The sequence below is a fragment of the Pseudoalteromonas aquimarina genome, from assembly GCF_049257255.1.
GTDB lineage: Bacteria > Pseudomonadota > Gammaproteobacteria > Enterobacterales > Alteromonadaceae > Pseudoalteromonas.
This window is the reverse complement of the sequence record NZ_JBMMUG010000006.1, coordinates 328,962-351,635: the sequence shown is the minus strand read 5'-3', so window position 1 is coordinate 351,635 and position 22,674 is coordinate 328,962. Positions and strand designations below refer to the sequence as shown.

Below are 22,674 nucleotides of genomic sequence, written 5' to 3'. Positions count from 1 at the left end.
TGGTGACCATAGCGTTTTGGAACCACCTGACTCCATGCCGAACTCAGAAGTGAAACGAAACAGCGTCGATGATAGTGTGGGTTCGCCCATGTGAAAGTAGAACATCGCCAAGCTCCTAATTAAGTAGAAAGCCCGCTCATTGAGCGGGCTTTTTGCGTTTGAGCACTAAAGAATTTTAGAGTTAAGCAACCAGGCTTCAGAATACTGCTGAATCCTGAATCCTGAATCCTGAATCCTGAATCCTGAATCCACGCAAGTTGCAGACTTCGCTCTTCGCCATACTTAAAACTTGTTATAACACTTAATATTTTTAGTTAACTGATATCGGTTATTTCAAAGGACTCTCATCTATAGGTTAAGTTATTTAAATTACATGAATTTTTATTCTGCAAATATGCCTAATTTGTTTGTAAGAGATCTCTTACTTCAACTGTAGTTAGTAACTTTTTATTAGTCGTAATATCTCGAGTTAAAGCTCTAACTTATTGTAATTAATGAATTTGTACTTTTGTTGCACTTTTATTGCAGATGTTTTTTCGCAAAATGTACTTTTTAATTGATCTTGATTAATTACACTATTGATAATCAAAGGGCTAGGGAGCGGCTGAACGATGGAACTATTTGAAAAAGATATTAAGGATATTGAAAAAAACAGAATAAGCTTTTATTTAGCTTGTTTGGAAGAATTCTCGCAGTTTGATTATACCGACCCCTATATTGAACAAATTAAAAAAGATATTGAACGTTTAAAGGGCAAATCAAACGCAACAGATTTATAGTTTTCGAGTTTGGGGACTCGTTATTGCCAAGGTTAATACCTTGGCTTTTTTTTGCCTTATTCATAGTCTATTAGAAAGTAAATCATTGTAAAATTAATTAGCTTTTAATTAGTTATCTTATTGTTTCTAAATCAATTTACCTTGGTCTTATTTGCTGGACAATGTATTGTTAATTCATATATGTTAAGTAGTTAAATATACTCAAGGGAATTATCATGATTAAAAAAGCACTTGCACTTGCTGTGTGCACTGCCTTAGTGGGTTGTGGCGCAGAAAAGAGCGCTGACACTGTACAAGTTGAAGCGAAGGCTGAACAAACCGTAACTCAAACAGCTCTAACTTATCCAAAGACTAAAAAAGGTGATGTGGTAGACACTTACTTTGAAACACAGGTTGCGGATCCATATCGCTGGTTAGAAGACGATATGAGCGATGAGACTGCACAGTGGGTTAAAACGCAAAACAAAGTGACTTTTGACTACCTTTCTCAAATTCCTTACCGCGACAAGCTAAAAGAGCGTTTAACTAAGTTAATGGATTATGAAAAAGTAAGTGCACCTTTTAAAGAAGGTAAATACACTTACTTTTACAAAAATGATGGCTTACAAAACCAATATGTTATTTATCGCCAAGTTGAAGGTGGTGAGCCAGAAGTATTCTTAGATCCAAATACATTCAGTGAAGATGGTACAACATCTTTAGCTGGCATTACCTTCTCTAAAGATGGCTCTCTAGCTGCATATCAAATCTCTGAAGGCGGCAGTGACTGGCGCAAAGTTATCATTATTGATGTAGAAACTAAGAAGCAAATTGAAGACACTTTAGTTGATGTTAAGTTTAGTGGTCTTTCTTGGGTTGGTAACGAAGGCTTTTACTATTCAAGTTACGATAAGCCTGAAGGCAGTGAGCTTTCAGCAAAAACAGATCAACACAAACTTTATTTCCATAAGTTAGGTACTAAGCAATCTGACGACAAAGTTGTGTTTGGTGGTACAGATGATCAGAAGCATCGTTACGTGGGTGGTTATGTAACTGAAGACGATAAATACTTATTGATCTCAGCTGCGGTATCAACGTCTGGCAACAAGCTATTTATTAAAGATTTAACTAAGCCAGATAGCAAGTTAGAAACCATTTTAGACCACACTAACTCAGATACTCATGTTATTTATAACGAAGGCGCTAAGCTTTATTTAGTAACTAACTTAGATGCACCAAATAAGCGTGTTGTGACAGTTGATGCAACAAATCCGACGCCTGAAAATTGGAAAAACTTAATCCCAGAAACTGAAAACGTATTAAATGTTTCAACGGGTGGTGGTTACATTTTTGCTAGCTACATGGTAGATGCGATTTCTAAAGTTCAGCAGTTCGATATGAACGGTAAGCTGGTTCGTGATATTGAACTACCAGGTGTCGGTACTGCCGGTGGTTTTGGTGGTGAGAAAGAAGATAAAGAGCTTTATTACTCTTTCACTAACTATAAAACACCAGGTACAACTTTTAAGTTTAATATCGAAAAAGGCACTAGCGAAGTTTATCGTAAATCAGGTGCTGATTTTGACCCTGCACAGTACGAATCAAAGCAAGTATTTTATAAGTCGAAAGATGGTACTGAAGTACCTATGATCTTAACATATAAGAAAGGTTTAAAGCTTGATGGTTCTAACCCTACCATTTTATATGGTTATGGTGGTTTTAACGTAAGCTTAACACCACGCTTTAGCCCAACGCGTGCGGCATGGTTAGAGCAAGGCGGTATTTACGCGGTTGCTAACCTTCGTGGTGGCGGTGAATACGGTAAAAAATGGCACAAAGCGGGTACGCAATTACAAAAGCAAAATGTATTTGACGACTTTATTGCTGCAGCAGAGTACTTAATTGCTGAAAACTATACATCGAGCGAAAAGCTTGCCGTGAATGGTGGTTCTAATGGCGGTCTACTAGTTGGTGCAGTAATGACACAGCGCCCTGAACTATTCAAAGTTGCTTTACCAGCTGTAGGTGTTTTAGACATGCTTCGTTACCACACATTCACAGCGGGTGCTGGTTGGGCGTATGACTATGGCACAGCTGAGCAAAGCAAAGAAATGTTTGAGTACCTAAAAGCCTATTCACCTGTTCACAATGTTAAAGAAGGTGTTGAATACCCTGCGACTATGGTAACTACGGGCGATCATGATGACCGCGTAGTACCAGCGCACTCATTTAAGTTTGCAGCAGAGCTTCAAGAAAAGCAGGCAGGTAGCAATCCTACGCTTATCCGCATTGAAACTAATGCAGGTCACGGTGCGGGTACGCCTACAAGCAAAATCATTGAACAATATGCTGATATTTATGGTTTTACACTTTACAACATGGGTGTGAAAAAGCTGTAATCCAAGCTATTATCTAAATCCGAAAAAGCGCAAACTTGATTTGCGCTTTTTTTTGCACAAAACTCAGAATTCTTTGGCTTAGATCATTGCCACCTATGGCTTGCTAATTTAGACTTCTATACATCTAACGAATTAGGACTTATCCATGTTTGCATTACCTGAAATAAATCTCAAAGGCAAAGTGTCTGATGAAGAATGGCAGTTACGAGTCGATCTTGCTGCTTGTTACCGTTTAGCTCGTTACTACGGCTGGGATGATACTATTTATACCCATATTTCAGCTCGATTACCTGGTAAAGATGAATACCTAGTAAATGCGTTTGGTTTAACCTTTGATGAGATTACGGCATCAAACTTGGTGAAAGTGAACTTACAAGGTGAAATCCTCGATGACTCACCGTTTGAGATTAACCCAGCAGGTTTTACTATTCACAGTGCAATTCACGAAGTGCGTCACGATGCGCAATGTGTTATTCACTTGCATACCAACGAAACTATTGTGGTCTCAAGTTTAGAAGGCGGCTTAAAGCCGATTTCACAGCATGCAATGTTCCCATTGAGTAATATTGCTTATCACGGTTATGAAGGCCTCGCGGTAAATGCTGAAGAAAAATCTCGCTTGCAAGCCGATTTAGGCAATGCACATACGTTAATGCTGCCTAATCATGGTGCATTAACCTTAGGTCCTTCGATTGGTGAAGCCTTTATGCGTTGGGCTGATTTACAACGTGCCTGTGAAATTCAAGTGATGGCGCTTTCAACTAGCCAGCCACTTATTGCCATTGACCAGACAATTTTAGATACGGTAAAAGATCAGCAAAACAAGGTGCACACAGGTAGTACCGGTGGTCAAAAATCTTGGCCAGCAATGCGTCGTTTAGCGTATCGTATAGATCCTAGCTTTACAGAATAATTCGCAAACAAACATCAAAGTACTTCACTGGTTTGAAGTACTTTTAAATCTCTAAATCTTTGCAAAGTGCAAAGTAAAAATTAAACGTTTGGCAACAATAATTAGGAGCCCAACAAATATGAAAGTAACTCGCGTCGAAGTGTTTGATACCCATTGCCCTGAGCGTCCGCAATGGAACCCCGTTTTTGTTCGTATTCATACGGACGAAGGGATCTCAGGTGTTGGTGAAGCAGGTCTTGCTTATGATCTAGGCCACAGTGCAGCAGCAAATATGATTAAAGAATTTGCTGAAGCGTTTTTAATTGGTTTCGACCCTTTCCAAACTGAAAAATTATGGTCGCGTATGCTGCGCGAAAGTTTTTGGGGTTTAGGTGGCGGCCCAGTGGTGTATGCTGCGATGAGTGCGATTGATACTGCACTTTGGGATATCAAAGGTAAAGCTCTTAACTTACCGGTTTACCAACTGCTTGGCGGTAAGGTAAATGACAAGCTTCGCACTTATGCATCACAATTACAGTTTGATTGGGATGATGAGTTTAAAGCGCTAGTGCAACCTCAAGAATACGCAGAAGCTGCATTAAAAGCGATTGCTGAAGGTTATGATGCGGTTAAAGTTGACCCAATCATGTATGACAAAGATGGCAACACTTACTACGAGCGCACTAAGATTATTTCTCGTGGCGAAATGAAGCTTTACCGTGCACGTATGGCGGCTATTCGTGAAGCGGTTGGCGACGAAGTGGATATTATTTTTGAATGTCATAGCTTACCGGGTGCAACTACGGCGATTCAGCTAGGTGAAATCGCTGAAGAGTTTGATTGCATGTATTACGAAGAGCCAGTGAACTACTTAAATCACTCGCTGCACGCTAAAGTAGCCGATAAAGTAGCGGTTCCAATTGCCGGTGGCGAGCGTTTATATAATCGCTGGGGTGTACGTCCATACCTTGAAGATCAAAGTGTTGATGTATTACAACCTGATATTGGTTTGTGCGGTGGCTTTACTGAGACCAAAAAAGTATGTGACTACGCGGATATTTTTGATGTGCGTATTCAAGCGCATGTATGTGGCGGCCCTGTTGCAACTGCGGCATCTCTGCACCTTGAAACAGCCATTCCAAACTTTTTAATTCACGAGCATCACACCTATGCAATTAAAAAGTGGAACCGCGAATTATGTATTCAAGATCCGCAGCCTAAAAATGGTTTCTTCGAAGTATCAGAAGCACCAGGTATTGGCATTGAGCTAAACGATGAAGTGATTATGAAATCGCCACGTATTGAGATTAAATAAAACTGTAAACTAAGCTCATTATAATCAGGAATACCTAGCTGTTAGATTGGCGTTTTTACAATGCTAAACCAACCTAAAGTATTCCTGATTAATCTTGATAAAAGCACCGAGCGCCTTAAAAAAAGCAGTGAACGATTAGCGGCGCAAAATATTCAATTTGAACTTATCCAAGCCATTGACGGCACAAAACTTACAGACGCTGAAATTCAAGCGCATTATTCATCACAATTAAATTCAAAACAGTATTACCGCAATCTTGGCTATGGTGAAATTGGCTGTTTCTTAAGTCATCGCCTAGCGTGGCAAAAAATAGTTGAACAAAAGCTGCCTTACGCAATTGTATTAGAAGATGACTTTCAGTTAGTGGGTGAGCTTGCTCCTTTGTTTAATACGATTGGATCGCTAACATTTGAATGGCAACTATTGAAGCTTGCCGCTTATCAAAATCGCACCCGACCTATCAAAGCAACAAAACAAGTTAATGAAGAGTTTGATTTAGTACTTCATAAAAAGCCGCTCACAGGCTGTTGTGCGCAAGCTATAACTTATAATGCTGCTAAACAGCTTTTAGCTATTACCGAGCAATTTGCTTGCCCTGTTGATACGCAAATTCAACGCACATGGCAAACGGGCGTATCTGTTTATTCGCTAATGCCTTTTCTGATTGAGCAAGATGGTAAAGTGGGCAGCGAAATTACTGCTGCATGCCAAAACCAAGTTATTCGTAAGTATTTTTTTAAGCGAAAAGTACAGCAAATTCACGATAAATTTAATCATTTCAAGCAAACGCAAAAAGCGCGAAAAGTGATTTTGTCTTTGTTATGACTTACTGTAAAAAACGCTCTAATTCCACATAAAAGCCTTTTAAAACAGCACGCTCTACAAAAGGCTACTTATTTCTACATAAAGCTACATTTCTCAAATATTGTCATGTTGCAAAAAGGTTTCTAATGCGTTTCAAGATATGATGAAAAGTATAGGAAATGTTATGAAGAAAGTTGCTTTACCTTTAGCAATGGCTGGTGTTGCAGTCCTGAGTGCACCTTTTGCATTTGCACAAAAAGCCACAGCGATGAAATTAAGAACGTTTGAACAATATACCCCTCGAATTATTGATGGAAAGCCTGCTGTTGAAGGAAATTACCCATTTATGACTTCGCTTATTTCAGCTGAGGCTGAGGGTATTTCACCATTTTGTGGCGCTTCATTTATTGGTGGTCGATATGTGTTAACCGCATCGCATTGTATTGAAGGTTCATCAGCTGAGAATATGCATGTATGGATTGGCGGCTACGATACGACTAAACCTGAATCAGGCAAGCGTTTTACTGTTGCGCAAATTTATGAACATGAAAGCTATGGTGATGTAGGTCTTAATAATGATATTGCGATAGTTGAATTAACAGAAGAAGTAACTGGTGTTACGCCAATAAAATTGATTACTCCTGAATTGGAAGCAAATCTAAAAGATGGTTCAGAGCTGATTGTGATGGGCTGGGGCAATATGAATCCTAACGGAAATGAAGCACCAGAATACCCTGAAATCTTACAAGAAGTCACAGTGCCGCTATACAACCGTGAGCAATGTATTACTGACTATACACAAGATGGCGAAACAGGCATTACAGATAATATGATTTGTGCAGGTTTTGTTGAAGGCGGTAAGGACTCTTGTCAAGGTGACAGCGGTGGTCCTCTAATCTTTAAACATCAAAATGAATGGTATCAGGCAGGTGTTGTAAGTTTTGGTGATGGATGTGCAGCGCCAAACGCGCCAGGTGTATATGCGCGCGTATCAAAATACAATGATTGGGTTGAAGCTAAAAAATCAGGTGTATCTTATAAGCAAATTAGTCGCCAAGGTTATGTTGAGCAAACATTTGACGAACAAGCTGTGTTTACAATTAAAAATGTTGGCAATGACAGCTTTATGGTAACCAATGCCGTTATTGAAGACAGCCAAGGGCTTGAGTTAGTTGAAGTTTCACAAAACCAATGTGATGGCAAAACGCTCGCATTTGAACAAAGCTGTGATATTAGCGTACATGTAAAAACTGCTGAAGCAGGTAATGCTGGGTTTATTTTAAAATTAGATACTAATGATGCAGTGAATAAAGAAGCTGTGCTTTTTTATGGTGCGAAAGTATTGCCACAAGTATCGAGCAATATGAATGAGATTGTGGGCAGCAATAATGATCATGTGAAATGGTGGAGTGGTGGTGATATTGCTTGGCAAGTGCAAACAAGCAAAGCATCGCAAGGCGACTCAGCAATTGCAAGTGGTGATATTACTGACTATCAAGACAGTGTGTTATTAGCGACTATTGATAACGACCGTATTGAAAAATTTAATTTTAAGCATTTAGTATCTTCTGAAACAGACTGGGACTTCTTAACAATTCGTCATAACAATGAAGTGGTTATCAGAACGTCAGGTATTGAAGAAACAGAATTTACTGCGCAAGAAATTACCTTAACCGAAGGTGTAGATCGCATCACGATGATTTACAGCAAAGACGAAACGGATATCGATCCAAATGGTGATGATAAAGCTTATATTGATGAAGTAAGTACAGTACTTAAAAATACTGCGCCAGAAAGCAAAGTCAAACAAGCAGCAATTACTGTTGAAGAAGAAAAAGCGTTTGTTTTAGATGCGAGTGAAAGCAGCGATGCTGAAGGTGATAGCTTAAGTTATAAATGGGAAGTGACCGCGGGAGATATCACGATTGCCGATGCAACTAAAGCGGTAGTAAATCTAACGGCACCAGCGTATAAAACGGCAAAAAGTTTAGCGTTTAAAGTAACCGTTACCGATGTGTATGGTGCGCAAAGTAGTAAAACGGTTAACGTGACGATTAACAAAAAACCAAAGCGCAGCAGTGGTAGTACAGGTATTATTGCTTTATTAGCAGGTCTTGTTTTTGCTGTTCGCAGAAAGTTAGTTTAATTTCATTACGATTGGAGTAGCCAGCAATTATTGCTGGCTTTATGATTATGAAACAAATTTATAGTGTTTTTTTTGTATTGCTATTCACACTAGTTGCAACAGCGTGCAGCAGTACCACTTTATCTAACAAGATGACGGAAACTGAACGCAATAATCTTGAAAAAATTTACAGCTTTGATGTGACCTCAGAAAAGTTATTGTTTGTTGTTAAATCGACAGGATGTACAAGCAAGGAAGATTTTGAATTACTTTATCAAGGGCACCAAGGTAAACATGAGTTTGCTTTAAAACGCACTAAAACCGATATGTGCCGTGCAATGCCGCGAGCGTACCCTGTGAGTTTTAAATTACCTGCAATGGGCGTGTCACTTGATAATATTAAGGTTCTTAACCCTATTGATGAAAATCAACCAACCAAACGCAAACGAGGCTAATCTTAAGCTTTAAAGATAACGCTGCTGATAATACGAGGAGTACATTTGCAAACCTTATTCTTACGAATATACGGAGCGGTTATTTTGGCAATTAGCCTAGTGCTATTGCTAACATATTTTGTATTTTCCGAGATAAATCAGCACCGTTATCAGCAACATTTAGCTGAGCAACTTTCAGGCACCTTATACTTAATTAAACAAGGTATCAGTCGACAGAAAAATAGCGCTGACCGAGAGCGCTGGCTTGAATTAGTTGCCTCTTTAATGGATGTCACACTGTCTGTTTCTGCAAAGCAAAAAGCGTTAAATAAACTTGAAATTTCATTAAGTGACGATAATCAAAGTAGTTATCGAATAAGCTACCCCATTAACGCCAATCAACAGCTCAATATGACCTTGAACGGTGTTAGTGAGCAACTTGTAACTGGCACCGCGTTTTTATTATTGAATGAATTGGGTCTACACCCAATAGCGCAGCGCCAGACAATTTTTCAGTCAATTAGCCAAGAATTTTACTACCCTGTTCATCGAGTTAGTAACACCAGTCAACGGCTTGATAGTGAACAGTTAGAACGTTTAGCGCGAGGTGAGATGGTCATCGTGTGGCAAACTGAATTTGATAGCAGTTTGTCGTTTGATGTTTATGCCCCGTGGGGCAACTCGCAAGATTTACTCAAACTTGGCACTATTAATGTTTTTGAGCAGTACCCTACAGGCTTATTGGTGTCGGGTTTTGCTGCTGTTTTAATTACATTGGCAGTGCTTATCTTGCTAATAATTCGCTTAATTGTTAATCGTCTGACTTTTATTCAGCACAAAGTAGATGCAATTGAGCCTGAATTAATCCAAGCGCAGAAAATGCCAGAAAACCTTGATGTGATAAATCAATTAACTTGGAAAATCGATCAAATGGCACTGCGTATTACCCGTTTGATTGAACAAAAACATCAAATGTTTCGCGCCGTTTCTCATGATTTAAGAACCCCTTTATCCAAGGCGCAGTTCAGGTTAGAAGCGCTAAGTATTCAAATTGGCGTGGATAATACGTTAATAGAGCAAACCAAAGCAGATATGAATCAGCTCAATTTATTGATTGGTGATCTGCTGAGTTATGAGAAAATCTCAGAGAGTGAAACAATCGCAAAAGAAGAGTTAGAGCTCAGCAGCTTTATTATGACAATCGTGGATGGCATGAAGATTGTCTTCCCAAAAATAAGGTTTAACTTCAAGGCTGAAAGTTTATGTATTGCTGCTGTTAACAAGCAGTTGTTTACGCGTATGCTTGAAAACTTATTAAATAATGCCGCGCGCTATGCAGAGTCTGAAGTGATTGTGTTGTTAAATCACAACGAAACTGAAATCATTTTGGACATACTAGATGACGGCCCTGGCGTTGATGAAAACAGTCAACCTTATATTTTCGAGCCCTTCTATCAGCAAGATCAAAGCCGGAGCAATAACACCTCTGGTTATGGTTTAGGCTTAGCTATTGTTAAACAAATTGTCTCGCAACATGGTGGTGAAATAGACTTGATAACAACATCACAAGGTGCTCATTTTCGTATCACCTTAATAAATCAAGCGGGTGCTGAGTCATGAAGAAGCTCTTTTACATCATCTGTTTGTTAGCAGTTACAAATGTGTTCGCCCAGCAAACGGATACACAAAAAACAACGCCTCCACCACCAAAAAATAAAGCGCTTAAAGATGAAAATAAACAAGCAATTGATTGGGGGGATTGGGATAAAAAGCTGCAACCTCAAGAGCGCTATGGTGTTGGCATAAAAGGGCAGTTGCAAAATGCTATCAGTGAACTTGATAAAAGTAATTTATTAAAAGATAGCAGCGGTGTTTCGAATACTTCGCAAGTTTCTGACAATAAAAATATAAAACGAAAAGACATAAAAAAAATGAAACAGGAACTCAGAGCACTTGAAGAAAAAGTAAAACAAGAGATTGAAAACAATGAAGACTATTAGAATTATTCCGTTAGTTATAGGTTTTTTAGTAAGCTCACAATTGTTGTTACCTTGTTTTGTCAACGCGCAAAGTGAAGCCAAAAGTGTCTTTGAACAAGCCATGTATCATATCGAACGTGGTGAGTGGGCAGCAGCTGAAACATTACTAAGCTATCAATTATCGCAAACGCCTACGCAGCATCGCGTGCGCCTTGAGTTAGCCTTAACTCAAATGCAATTGGCAAAACTCACAGAAGCCAAAACACATTTATTAGCGCTGCAACAAGTGTCAAACTTACCAGATAATGTGCGTTTTAATATTGACTTCTTACTTAATGAAATTAATCAACAGCAGTCAAAAGAACAAGTAAAGCCTGTGCATGAATGGGGGCTTGTTGGCTCTATCGCTTCAGGCTATGACGATAATGTACGTTTTAGTTTTGGTGATTACTTTTTAGATGATGACCCGTATCTGGATAGCTTTTATTTTGTATTACCCGATGGCAAAGAATACTTTATTTCAGATAAAGGTTACCTTTATAGCCTCGATGGTGAAATCGTTATGCCAGATGAGTTGGGCATCGATTTATCCCCGTTTCTTGAAAAGCCAAATACGACCTTTATAGAATCAGCGGCACTTATTAAGTACAACTACTTTGGCCAGAGTGTTAATTGGAAAAATAACTTTTTGGTCCGCAATATTGATAATGCTGATTTTAGTGATTATGACAAACTGCTCTATAAACTAGACTCTGAGCTTGTTTGGCCGCTCGCTAGCGATAAAGAAATTGCAGTGCAATTTGAGCAGCGCAATCAGTATCGAGGTGGTCAGCCGCAAATAAAATCAAGTGCAATAACGCTTGGCTATCGCTTCTTTTTTGATAGTGGTGAATGGCATTTTTATGGTCAGTATATGGATAGAAGTTTTGAAACGATAGAAGTGCAGTTTGGTGATTTTTCATATACTAACTATGGCTTTGATAATAAATCGTGGGCGCTTGGTGTGGAGTGGAATAAACTTTTTTACAACAATCGTTTACTAGCCAAGGTACAATTTGAGTTTAAGAACAACGATGCCAGTGATGGATTAAATTACCAAGGTGGTATTTTAAAAACAGCGTTGGTGTACCAAATTACCGATGATTTAAGTGCAGTGGGTTATGTGCATTTTTTCCAGCAGGACTATAACCAAAGCGATATAGAGAAAATGTATGGGCTTGACGCAAACAGTGATATTGCCTCTATCGATAAAAGTTTACGCATCGGTTCTAAACTTGATTATCAGCTAAATGAGCATTTATCAGCATTTCTCTCAGCTGATTGGGGGGAGCGTTCGTCGGATATTTATTGGGGAGTTCACAGCAGTACTGTGCGGGTAAAGCTAGGTGTTAATTTTGAATTCTAAAGTGGCAGTAAATGGAAAAATTTAATCTGATAATTGTTGAAGATGATCATGAGTTAGCCAGTTTAACGCAGGATTTTTTCCAGCAATTTGAATTTAATTGCAAGGTTATTAGTGAAGGCCAGCAAGCTGTTACACAAATTATTGCTGAGCAGCCAGACTTGGTATTATTAGATCTAATGCTGCCAGATATCGACGGCATGCAAGTCTTCCAGCAAATTAAACCTGCTTTTACTGGTAAAGTGGCGATGCTAACTGCCCGTGGTGACACCATAGATCAAGTGCTTGGTTTGGAGTTTGGCGCTGACGATTATATTTCTAAGCCGATTGAGCCGCGTTTATTGCTAGCAAAATGCCGTGCATTATTACGCCGGGAAGTAAATGTGGAAGTTAGTAAAGAAAACAGCCTTTCTATTTGTGATATCACAATTAATAAACACAAACGAGAAGTGCAAAAAGCGGGGCAGCCGTTAGAATTTGCGGCGCCTGAATATGATTTATTATTGTTACTTATTGCACATCGTGGCGAAGTGATCAGCAGAGACTTTATTTTTAAATCCCTTTGGGGAATGGATTACGATGGCCAAAATCGTCAAGTGGATATTTATATTTCATCGATTCGCAGTAAGTTGGAAAGCGACCCTAATCAGCCAAGTTTAATAAAAACAGTGCGTTCAAAAGGGTATTTATTTACTGGATAACTTCATCTGATGTGAAAGTAAAAAGGGTATCTAATGATACCCTTTTTGTTTTTCGAGTAGCGTCAGGACGACTTTTTACTCAGTTCCTAACGTATTGTCACAAATTCTTCTGAACCGGTTGGGTGAGAGAGAACCGAAACAAAGTTTCGCAGTCTCTCGAACGCTTTTCAGGGATGAAAACCCGGAATATCACGTCAGGAATACTTCCCACTTAGTTTTTAACGCATCGTCACAAATTCTTCTGAACCAGTTGGGTGAATCGCCACAACTGAATCAAAATCAGCTTTGGTTGCACCCATCTTCATGGCAACACCAAAACCTTGGATCATTTCATCAACAGCAAAGCCAATGCCGTGCAAGCCAACAATTTTCTCGTTAGGGCCTTGGCATACCAGTTTCATTTTACACGGTTGGCGGTGCTGCGTGACTGCGGTGTACATAGCAGTAAAGCTTGATGTATATACTTTAATGTCATCATCACCAAACTGTTCGCGCGCCTCGGTTTCAGTTAAACCAATAGTGCCAATTGGAGGGTGGCTAAATACAACGGTTGGTACTAAGTTGTAGTCCATTTTCGCATTTGGCATTTCAGGGTTGAACAAGCGCTCAGACAATAAACGGCCAGCTTTAACAGCCACAGGGGTAAGCTCAATACCATTTTCAATAATATCACCAACAGCGTAAACGCCTTCAGCTGTGGTATTTTGGAACTCATCTACTTTTACATGGCCCGATTCTGTTAATTCAACACCAGCTGCTGCGATATTGATTTTATCTGTGGTTGGCTGGCGGCCAATCGCCCAAATAACTTGGTCAACATTAACGCTGTTACCATTTTCAAAGTGCAGTGTTAACGAGCCGTCAGATTCTTTTGTAACTTCTTTAGGCGTAGCGTTTGTGTGAAGTGTTGGACCTTCTGACTCAATCACTTCCATAAGAGTATCAACGATGAGTGGGTCAAATGTGCGAAGCGGTGTGTCACGACGAACGCATAAATGCGTTTCAGTGCCTAAACCGTGCATTACGCCTGCAAGTTCAACTGCAATATAACCAGCACCTACAACCGCTACGCGCTTAGGCTGCTCTTTTAATTCAAAAAAGCCGTTTGAATCGATACCGTATTCAGCACCTGGAATATTAGGAATGCTAGGGCGACCACCAACAGCAACAAGAATATGGTCGGCAGTGTAGTGCTCACCGTTTACTTCAATGGTTTTGTTATCTACAAATTTAGCAAAACCTTGAATTACCGTTACGCCATTGCTAGCTAAGTAATTGTCATAACCTTTATGAATACGGCCAATGTAAGCTTCACGGCTTTCAAGCAATTTAGACCAGTTAAACTCTTTAATTTCAACATCAAAGCCATAGTCAGGTGCATAAAGTTTAATTGCCTCAGCAACTTGCGCACCATGCCACATTACTTTTTTAGGAACACAGCCAACATTTACACATGTACCACCTAGCGGGCCTGCTTCTACTAGGGCGACTTTTGCACCGCGCATTGCCGCTCGGTTTGCTGATGCAATACCACCACTGCCACCGCCGATAGCGATATAATCAAAATGCTTTGCCATTTGAAGTTCCTTAATTTTTTTAAATCTTTGTTTTATCTGATATAGGTATTCTAACCGATAACACAATAGCCTAACTTGCAATTTTTATCGATTGCCCCAATCTAAATTAACAATGACAAATTAATAAGAAGCGTTTTATGACTAATCCATTAATTGGCCTTGAAGGGTTACCACCATTTTCACAAATTAAACCTGAGCACATTGTGCCTGCATTAAAACAGGGTATTGCGGATTGTAAGCAAACGATAGAACAAGTATTAGCGCAAGAGTCGTATACTTGGGATAACTTTATTGTGCCACTGGATGAAGTTGACGATAAATTAACGCGTCTTTGGTCGCCAGTGTCGCATATACATTCTGTAGTAAATAGCGAAGAACTGCGCGCAGCCTATGATGAGTGTTTACCGCTTATCTCAGAATACTCTACTTTTGTTGGTCAACATCAAGGGTTATTTTTAGCAACAAAAGCGATTGCCGAAAGCGATGAGTTTGCAAACCTTTCAGAGGCGCAGCAAAAAGCGATTAACAATAGCCTGCGTGACTTCAAACTTTCAGGCATTGCATTGCCTGAGGAAAAACAAAAACGATACGGCGAGATTGTTGCGCGCCTATCGGAGCTTGCTGCTAAGTTTGGTAATAATGTGATGGATGCCACACTTGCTTGGCAAAAACACATTACGGACGAAGCGGATTTAGCGGGTTTACCAGAGTCAGCGATTGCACTAGCAAAACACACAGCGGAAAGTAAAGAATTAGAAGGTTGGTTATTTACCCTCGACTTCCCATCGTATTTACCTGTGATGACCCATGCAGATAACCGAGAGCTGCGTAAAGAAACTTATATTGCATTTAGCACCAGAGCGTCTGATCAAGGACCTAATGCCGGGGAGTTTGATAACAGCGCCATTATGGCCGAAGAGCTTGCGCTTAGACATGAGCTGGCGCAATTGCTCGATTTTGAAAACTTTGCTGATAAATCACTGGCAACCAAAATGGCAGAATCGCCACAGCAAGTGTTCGACTTTTTAAATGACCTTGCAACAAAATCAAAGCCTCAAGCGCAAGCAGAACTTGCTGAACTAACAGCTTACGCAAACGAAAAGCACGGTATTAGCAAGTTAGAAGCGTGGGATTACACCTATTACAGTGAAAAGCTTAAACAGGAAAAGTACGCCATTTCAGATGAAATTCTGCGCCCATACTTCCCTGAAAACAAAGTGTTAAGTGGCTTGTTCGAAACTGTAAACCGTCTATTTGGTATTAATTTTAAAGAAGTACAAGGTGTTGATACTTGGCATAAAGATGTTCGCTTTTTTGAAATTTTTGATAGCAGCGGCGAAAAGCGCGGATCATTCTATTTAGACTTATATGCGCGTGATCATAAACGCGGTGGTGCGTGGATGGACGACTGTATTGGCCGCAAAGTGCGTGCTAATGGTGATGTGCAATTGCCTGTTGCTTATTTAGTATGTAACTTCAATAAGCCGGTTGGTGATAAACCTGCATTATTTACGCACTACGAAGTAACCACATTATTCCATGAGTTTGGCCATGGTATTCACCATATGCTAACGCAAGTAGATGTGGGCGCGGTTTCGGGCATTAATGGTGTGGCGTGGGATGCGGTTGAATTACCAAGTCAATTTTTAGAAAACTGGTGTTATGAAGAAGAAGCGCTGGCGTTTATTTCAGGTCACTATGAAACAGGTGAACCACTGCCGAAAGATTTGCTCGATAAATTACTAGCAGCTAAAAACTATCAATCAGCAATGATGATGATTCGCCAGTTAGAATTTTCATTATTTGATTTCCATATTCATGCGGACTACAACCCATCAAATGGCGATGAAATTCAAGCAATTTTAAATAAAGTGCGTGAACAAGTGTCGGTTGTTAAAGCGCCGGAGTTTAATCGTTTCCAACACAGTTTTAGTCATATTTTTGCTGGTGGTTATTCAGCTGGCTATTACTCATATAAATGGGCTGAAGTGCTTTCTGCTGATGCGTTTTCACGTTTTGAAGAAGAAGGTATTTTCAATAGAGCAACAGGCCAATCATTCTTAAATAATGTATTAGAAATGGGCGGTTCTAAAGAGCCTATGGAGCTATTTGTGGCATTTAGAGGGCGAGAACCAAATGTCGATGCCTTGCTACGCCACAGTGGCATTCAATAAAATTTAACCAGAATCTAGGGTCTGTTGATCTTTGCTGTTCTATTTTTGTTCTCTTTGAGCGTGCTTTTATCGCGGCGCTCGATGTGTGGCCTAGTAATCTAAGCGAATATCGAGCAACAATGAGAAAAGTGCGCTCAAAAGAACCGTTCGGCAGCGCTTGATTGGGCTTTCTACTGTGTTATCGGCTGACTCACATAGAATAACTATGCCACGCAGCCTCTGCCTTGTATAAAACCCAATCAAACTGCTGCAAAAACGAACTGAAAGGTCAACAGACCCTAATAAGCCGCTAAAAATTAGCGGCTTTTTTATGCATTTCATTTTGTTAAGTCTATGCTTAATTTTAGCTAATTAATAAGATAGGTTTAGGCATGCTCACCAGTGTACTTGCAATTGACGATGATAAGTTAATCCACCAGATAATTGAAAAAACGCTGACGGATCATAATCAAGTTAGTCATGCATACAATGGGGAAGAGGGCATTGAAATGGCCCGTGACTCGCAGCCAGATATTATTTTACTTGATGTTGAAATGCCTGGAATTAACGGTTTTGAAGTTTGTTGCAAGTTAAAGCAGCAAACTGAAACTAAAGATATTCCGATTATGTTTTTATCATCAAGAAGCTCTCTTGAAGAGCGCATTAAAGGCTATAACTCAGGTGCGGATGACTACATCGTTAAGCCGTTTGAAACCGAAGAGCTGCTGGCGCGTATTAATGTACTTTATCAATACAAGAAGCAGTCGCAAACATTAAAACAAGATATAGAGCATGCGCAAAATACTGCAGCAGTTGCAATGACTGACTACAGCGATATGGGGCGAGCGATGCGCTATGTTAGCCAAACCTATGGATTAAAGTCGCTGACGCGATTATCTGAATGCTTTTTTGAATTTTTCTCACCACTTCAATTGAATGTTGTGACCGCATTTTGGCTAGACAGCGGTAATGAATTTTTCTCGAATAACAGTGCTGTATGCCCGCTTGAAAAAGAGCTTATGCTCAATGCTAAAGAGGGAAATAGGTTTATCGATTTTGGTGCAAGAACCATAATTAATTACCCCAATGTATCGCTGTTAGTAAAAAACATGCCTGTGGATGATGCGCCGCTTTATGGTCGATACAAAGATTTGTTCCCTCATATTCTAGAAGCTACTAATGCTAAGTTAGGCACCCTCGAATTACATAATCAGTTGTCAGAGCAAGCGCAGCAAATCACAAACACCTTTGAACTAATTGATAGCACCTTGCGTACACAAATTGAAAGCTTGTATGGCAATAGTAAAGTCTCTGTTGAATTGATAGAAACCTTGTATCAGCGTTTTAGTGATACCGTTCCACGATTGGCACTAGAGCCAGACCAAGAAGATTATATTTTGGGTTCGGTTGAGCAAACGGTTGAAAGTTTGCGTCATCATTTAACGGTAGGTGATGAGATCCAAAGCTCGTTTAATGAAGTGATGACTTATATGGATCACATCATGAAAGAGCGCCAAAAAATATTAAAAATGTTAGAGCAAGAACAGCAAGACGAAGTGAATGTTATTACCTCGCAAGATGATATCGAGTTATTTTAGTGAGTTTGTATTATTCACGTATAAAAACACCTTGCTAATCACTATAATGATTTCATCTTAATTTTTAGCAATGGATTTAGAGTGTTAATTGCTAACAGTATTCCCGAACAAAAAGAGTATCTTGAACAACTTGATAAACGCTTTGATTTATCAACGTGGTTATCAAATAATCCCTTATTTTCCTTGCAATATGACCAAGATGGCTTAGCACTTTCTAAAACTGATGAGCCAAAATTAGGGGCTATTCGAGTCGATTTTGTCACCGGAGCAGCAGCACACAGGCGCAAGTTTGGTGGTGGTAAAGGTCAAGCCATTGCAAAAGCTGTGGGACTAAATAAAGGAAAAGGCATTACACCTCACGTACTAGATGGCACTGCAGGGTTAGGGCGGGATGGTTTTGTTTTAGCCTCACTTGGCTGCCGTGTTACATTACATGAACGTCACCCAATCGTTGCAGCGCTTTTATATGATGGTTTACAACGCGCTTATTTAGACAGTGAAATTGGTACATGGATGAGCGAACGTATGACGATGGCGTTTGGCTCTAGTCATTTATTGTTGCCTGAGACACAAAACGAGATTGACGTTGTTTATTTAGATCCGATGTTTCCTCATCGTGAAAAATCTGCGGCGGTTAAAAAAGAAATGCGAGTGTTTCAATCTCTTGTAGGTTCAGATTTAGATGCTGATGAATTGCTTGCTCCAGCTATAGCTCTTGCAAGTAAGCGAGTTGTTGTAAAACGCCCTGATTACGCCCCATTTTTGGCAGATAAAACACCATCGATGCAAATTAAAACCAAGAAAAATCGATTTGATGTCTATGTAAACGCAGCGATGACTGAAACAAAAGTGTCATAATAAAGTCATATAATTCAAGGGCAATTTTATGGATTAAGAGTGCCCTATGCGCGTTTCAAGTTTTACCCGATTATTATTAGTTGTTCTAAGTTCAATTAGTATTGCGTTGGCAGTTGTACTGTATTGGGCAAGCCAGACAATTAATACCCTTAATCAACAAACCATTGCCTATAATCAATTGAAAAACACCATAGTGGTTGATTTAGCTAATAGTTTGCAAGACTACCTTTCCTATGGTGACAATCAGTTTTTAACGCAGGCAAAAAACAATATTTCTGCGGTTGAACAGAAACTATCGATTTTACCAAGCTCTATTTCAGACACACTTCAAGCACAGCTCAATCAGTTACAGCAAGGCATTGATGGTAAGTACCGTGCACTAGGCAAATTAAGTGGTAACAAAAACGCGTTAATTGACCATGCATTAAATGAAATGTCGGATTACGCCAGTGCGCTAAGTCAGTATGCAGAAAAAGCTGAAGCAAGCACGTCTCAGCAACGCTTTTATGTATTGGCTAATGCATACCAAACGCAGGTAGTGAAGCTTTCTATCGCGTTAAAAGAAAATAATTTAGAAAGCACTAGCTTAGTACTTGAAGATCTTGCGCGCATTGCAAATAACATTGAACGTTTGCCTTTACTTGGGGTATTTGACCCAGATGTAGACCAAGACGAATTAATGTTAACAGGGGAAGAAGCTGAAGATTTAGGGGAAGAAATTCTAGCAGAACTAGTAAGTTTACCGAATCGTTTGCCAAAAGAGCTAGAGAATACGAAGCGCTTAAATGATGAGCGAGAAGAGGGGATTTCGTCACTGCGTGGTGAAATTAAAAATCTAACAAACAGTATTTTAGCTGCAGAAAAGCAACTACGCGATGAGCAAGCTGAAATTGAACAAAAAGTATTTTACACCTTGTTTGTTGCAGTAATTGCGCTCTTTTTGATTGCTGCAATTGTTTATTTCACACAACGAAAGCAGGTACTTACACCGGTAAGAGCGCTTCGTAACGCGTTTTCTAAACTCATTGAAAATGACAACCTAGAGCACATTTATACTGACAACCCAAAAACTGAAATGGGGGAAATCGCGCTCTACTTTAACCAACTTATTGAAAAGCAAAAACAAGAAGCCCAAGAGCGTGCAGAAACCTTACAATTAGTTAGTGATTTCTTAGCAAGTATGAGTGACCAATTACAGCTGATGTTAACTGCTTCTGAGCAATCTATTTCGGAAGTAGAACAAAGCGAAGGCTTGCTTAGCCAATTAACTGAAATCGGTGAACAAGTGAGTGAAATAAATGGCACCGTTAAGAATAATGCTGAGCTCACGTTTGCTGCTATGGAAAACAGTGTGGGGCAGTCTGAATCTATGCTTGTTGCAAGTAATGAAACTCAACAACAAGTTCAATTAGGTATGGTGTCGATGGAACAGTTACTCAAAGGTGTAAATGATGTTGCATCTGTTTTAGAGGTGATTAATACCATTGCAGAGCAAACAAATTTATTAGCACTAAATGCAGCGATTGAATCAGCGCGAGCAGGTGAGCATGGTCGTGGTTTTGCGGTTGTTGCTGACGAAGTAAGGCAACTCGCAAAGCAAACGCAAAACTCACTGCAAAGCATTAAACAACAATTAGATGGGCTTGGTGTTAGTTCACAGCAAGTATCTCAGCAGATGCTTGAATTAGCAGAAAATGCGCGTCAACAAACTGAATCAGCAACGCAAATGAAAGAGAACGCAAGTAATGTAGCTGAAAATGCGTTATCAGCATCAGAAGTGGCAAACCAAGCAAGTAACTTTGCCTTAGAACAAAGCAATTATTTGAATGCGTTTTCCAATGCGATGCAGCAACTTAAATCGCGAGTAAAGGATTCAAATAATCAAGTTCAGGGTATTCAAACTGACCTAGAACAGAAGATGGTTCAAATTCGCCATTCTTTAGGTCTACAATAAGATATACATTTTCAAAAATAAGAAGCCAATATGATTACTGTTAATCAAAGTTTACCAAACCATACTTTTAACTTATTAACTAATGACGGTATGACCACGCCGACAACAGCAGAATTATTTGCAGATAAAAAAGTCGTTTTATTTGCGGTGCCAGGCGCATTTACACCGACCTGCTCAGCAAGCCACCTACCAGGTTTTGTGGTGCATTTCGATGCATTCAAAGAAAAAGGGGTTGATAGTGTAATTTGTCTTTCAGTAAATGATGCATTTGTAATGAAGTCTTGGGGCGACAGTGCAAATGCGGAAAATATTATCATGTTGGCGGATGGTGATGGTGCATTCACTAAAGCTCTTGGGCTAGGTATGGAAACAGGTGTCTTTGGTGGCTACCGCTCACAGCGTTATGCCATGCTTGTTGAAAACCAAATCGTTACTCAATTGTGGTTGGAAGAACCAAAAGCCTTTACTGTATCTAGTGCTGAATCTGTACTTGCGAATCTTTGAAACAAATAAGACTTGTTTTTATTACCCTTATATTCACTTTTTTCTTTAATTAAATTAAGTAGTTAATTGCCTTGCAATTAGCTGCTTAACGCTTACAATGCGGACTTTTAACATTCTGTAAAGTCGTGGAGTTCCTATGTTAGCACCTGCAATGGTTGAAAAATTAAACGAGCAAATCAATTTAGAGTTTTATTCATCAAACCTTTACTTACAAATGAGCGCATGGTGCGAAGACAAAGGATTTGAAGGTGCAGCAGAGTTGTTACGCAAGCACGCACTTGAAGAAATGGATCATATGAATCGTTTGTTCACTTATGTGAGTGAAACCGGTGCTATGCCAATTTTAGGTACCATTGAAGCGCCACCGCACGAGTTTGCATCATTAGGTGATGTAATTCGTGAAACGCTTGAGCATGAGTGTCAAATCACTAAAGCAATTAACGAACTAACGCATGTTGCGTTTACTACTCATGACTATTCAACTTTTAACTTTTTACAATGGTATGTTGCTGAGCAACACGAAGAAGAAAAGTTGTTTAAAGGTATTCTAGATAAAATTGAGTTAGTAGGGGAAGACGGTAAAGCGTTATTCTGGATTGATAAAGACTTAGCTGAACTTGCTAAAAAAGGCACTTCGTCGATTATGGAGCCAGGCGCCTAATTAGCAGGTTGCACTATGAGTTCAGGTTTCAGTCACTTTGCTGAACCCTGAACCCTGAACCCTCTCTAAATTCTTTTAAAAATTCCATTTGCACTCTGCTATTAATGTGCGTAAAATGTGCGCTCTTTCGACCATTTAAACTTTGTTTTCCTTGCCTTAAACCGACTGGTCGAAACGGCAAAAGGCTAAATTAACCGTAAGGAATACCCATGCGTCATTACGAAATCGTATTCATGGTTCACCCAGACCAAAGTGAGCAAGTTCCTGGTATGATCGAGCGTTATACTGGTTCTATCACTGAAGCTGGTGGTCAAATTCACCGTTTAGAAGACTGGGGTCGTCGTCAACTGGCTTACCCAATCGAAAAGCTTCACAAAGCACACTATGTTCTAATGAACGTTGAAGCACCAACTGAAGTAATCAACGAGCTTGAAACTTCTTTCCGCTACAACGATGCAGTACTACGTAACCTAGTTATGCGTACTAAAAATGCTGTAACTGAAGCTTCTCCTCTTGCTAAAGATGAGAAGAAAGAAGCTGCAGAAGCTTAATCGTTTTTG

19 protein-coding genes and 1 rRNA gene are annotated in these 22,674 nt (G+C 39.6%); 19 read left to right on the top strand and 1 reads right to left on the bottom strand.

Features of this window, described 5'->3' with window-relative positions; translation table 11 throughout:
- The 12 genes from rrf to AAEU29_RS16720 form a co-directional block, all read left to right on the top strand.
- A 5S ribosomal RNA gene (gene rrf / locus AAEU29_RS16775) occupies nucleotides 1–113 on the top strand; the annotation flags it as partial.
- 498 nt (nucleotides 114–611) lie between these two features.
- The gene (locus tag AAEU29_RS16770; protein WP_421974371.1) at nucleotides 612–779 is read left to right on the top strand and encodes a hypothetical protein; all 168 of its coding nucleotides are present in this window, start codon (nucleotides 612–614) and stop codon (nucleotides 777–779) included.
- Nucleotides 780–994: 215 nt separating this feature from the next.
- Nucleotides 995–3,157 (top strand): prolyl oligopeptidase family serine peptidase, encoded by a 2,163-nt coding sequence (locus tag AAEU29_RS16765; protein ID WP_421974370.1) that lies wholly within the window; start codon nucleotides 995–997, stop codon nucleotides 3,155–3,157.
- Nucleotides 3,158–3,302: 145 nt separating this feature from the next.
- On the top strand, nucleotides 3,303–4,070 hold the full coding sequence (locus AAEU29_RS16760) for a class II aldolase/adducin family protein (protein WP_421974369.1): 768 nt from the start codon (nucleotides 3,303–3,305) through the stop codon (nucleotides 4,068–4,070).
- Between the two features lie 118 nt (nucleotides 4,071–4,188).
- Nucleotides 4,189–5,364, top strand: coding sequence for a mandelate racemase/muconate lactonizing enzyme family protein (locus tag AAEU29_RS16755; protein WP_100914059.1), 1,176 nt, complete (start codon nucleotides 4,189–4,191; stop codon nucleotides 5,362–5,364).
- Between the two features lie 60 nt (nucleotides 5,365–5,424).
- The gene (locus AAEU29_RS16750) at nucleotides 5,425–6,189 is read left to right on the top strand and encodes a glycosyltransferase family 25 protein (protein ID WP_421974368.1); all 765 of its coding nucleotides are present in this window, start codon (nucleotides 5,425–5,427) and stop codon (nucleotides 6,187–6,189) included.
- 163 nt (nucleotides 6,190–6,352) lie between these two features.
- Nucleotides 6,353–8,314 carry a serine protease gene (locus AAEU29_RS16745; RefSeq protein WP_421974367.1) on the top strand — a complete coding sequence of 654 codons (1,962 nt, stop codon included), beginning with the start codon at nucleotides 6,353–6,355 and terminating at the stop codon, nucleotides 8,312–8,314.
- 47 nt (nucleotides 8,315–8,361) lie between these two features.
- The gene (locus tag AAEU29_RS16740; RefSeq protein WP_421974366.1) at nucleotides 8,362–8,748 is read left to right on the top strand and encodes a hypothetical protein; all 387 of its coding nucleotides are present in this window, start codon (nucleotides 8,362–8,364) and stop codon (nucleotides 8,746–8,748) included.
- A gap of 45 nt (nucleotides 8,749–8,793) precedes the next feature.
- The gene (locus tag AAEU29_RS16735) at nucleotides 8,794–10,347 is read left to right on the top strand and encodes a sensor histidine kinase (protein ID WP_421974365.1); all 1,554 of its coding nucleotides are present in this window, start codon (nucleotides 8,794–8,796) and stop codon (nucleotides 10,345–10,347) included.
- Nucleotides 10,344–10,727 (top strand): hypothetical protein, encoded by a 384-nt coding sequence (locus tag AAEU29_RS16730; RefSeq protein ID WP_421974364.1) that lies wholly within the window; start codon nucleotides 10,344–10,346, stop codon nucleotides 10,725–10,727. The genes AAEU29_RS16735 and AAEU29_RS16730 overlap by 4 nt, the downstream gene beginning before the upstream one ends.
- Nucleotides 10,714–12,111, top strand: a complete 1,398-nt coding sequence (locus AAEU29_RS16725; RefSeq protein ID WP_421974363.1) for a hypothetical protein — start codon at nucleotides 10,714–10,716, stop codon at nucleotides 12,109–12,111. The genes AAEU29_RS16730 and AAEU29_RS16725 overlap by 14 nt, the downstream gene beginning before the upstream one ends.
- 11 nt (nucleotides 12,112–12,122) lie before the next feature.
- The gene (locus tag AAEU29_RS16720; protein WP_421974362.1) at nucleotides 12,123–12,809 is read left to right on the top strand and encodes a response regulator transcription factor; all 687 of its coding nucleotides are present in this window, start codon (nucleotides 12,123–12,125) and stop codon (nucleotides 12,807–12,809) included.
- A 218-nt stretch (nucleotides 12,810–13,027) separates the two neighbouring features.
- Here the strand turns inward: AAEU29_RS16720 and gorA are convergent, their stop codons facing one another.
- A complete protein-coding gene (gorA, locus tag AAEU29_RS16715; protein ID WP_421974361.1) occupies nucleotides 13,028–14,386 on the bottom strand; it encodes a glutathione-disulfide reductase in 1,359 nt (452 codons plus the stop codon).
- Nucleotides 14,387–14,523: 137 nt separating this feature from the next.
- Here gorA and prlC point away from each other — a divergent pair, with 137 nt between their 5' ends.
- The 7 genes from prlC to rpsF all read left to right on the top strand — a co-directional run bounded on the left by prlC (nucleotide 14,524) and on the right by rpsF (nucleotide 22,665).
- Complete coding sequence (gene prlC, locus AAEU29_RS16710; protein WP_421974360.1) at nucleotides 14,524–16,560, top strand: oligopeptidase A; 2,037 nt, start codon at nucleotides 14,524–14,526, stop codon at nucleotides 16,558–16,560.
- Between the two features lie 371 nt (nucleotides 16,561–16,931).
- Nucleotides 16,932–18,137 carry a response regulator gene (locus tag AAEU29_RS16705; RefSeq protein WP_421974359.1) on the top strand — a complete coding sequence of 402 codons (1,206 nt, stop codon included), beginning with the start codon at nucleotides 16,932–16,934 and terminating at the stop codon, nucleotides 18,135–18,137.
- 81 nt (nucleotides 18,138–18,218) lie between these two features.
- Nucleotides 18,219–18,995, top strand: coding sequence for a class I SAM-dependent methyltransferase (locus tag AAEU29_RS16700; protein WP_421974358.1), 777 nt, complete (start codon nucleotides 18,219–18,221; stop codon nucleotides 18,993–18,995).
- Nucleotides 18,996–19,041: 46 nt separating this feature from the next.
- Nucleotides 19,042–20,949, top strand: coding sequence for a methyl-accepting chemotaxis protein (locus tag AAEU29_RS16695; protein ID WP_421974357.1), 1,908 nt, complete (start codon nucleotides 19,042–19,044; stop codon nucleotides 20,947–20,949).
- Between the two features lie 30 nt (nucleotides 20,950–20,979).
- Nucleotides 20,980–21,453, top strand: coding sequence for a peroxiredoxin (locus tag AAEU29_RS16690; protein WP_421974356.1), 474 nt, complete (start codon nucleotides 20,980–20,982; stop codon nucleotides 21,451–21,453).
- Nucleotides 21,454–21,589: 136 nt separating this feature from the next.
- A complete protein-coding gene (gene ftnA, locus AAEU29_RS16685; protein WP_372769492.1) occupies nucleotides 21,590–22,114 on the top strand; it encodes a non-heme ferritin in 525 nt (174 codons plus the stop codon).
- Nucleotides 22,115–22,323: 209 nt separating this feature from the next.
- Nucleotides 22,324–22,665, top strand: a complete 342-nt coding sequence (rpsF, locus tag AAEU29_RS16680; RefSeq protein WP_421974355.1) for a 30S ribosomal protein S6 — start codon at nucleotides 22,324–22,326, stop codon at nucleotides 22,663–22,665.
- Nucleotides 22,666–22,674 lie beyond the last annotated feature (9 nt).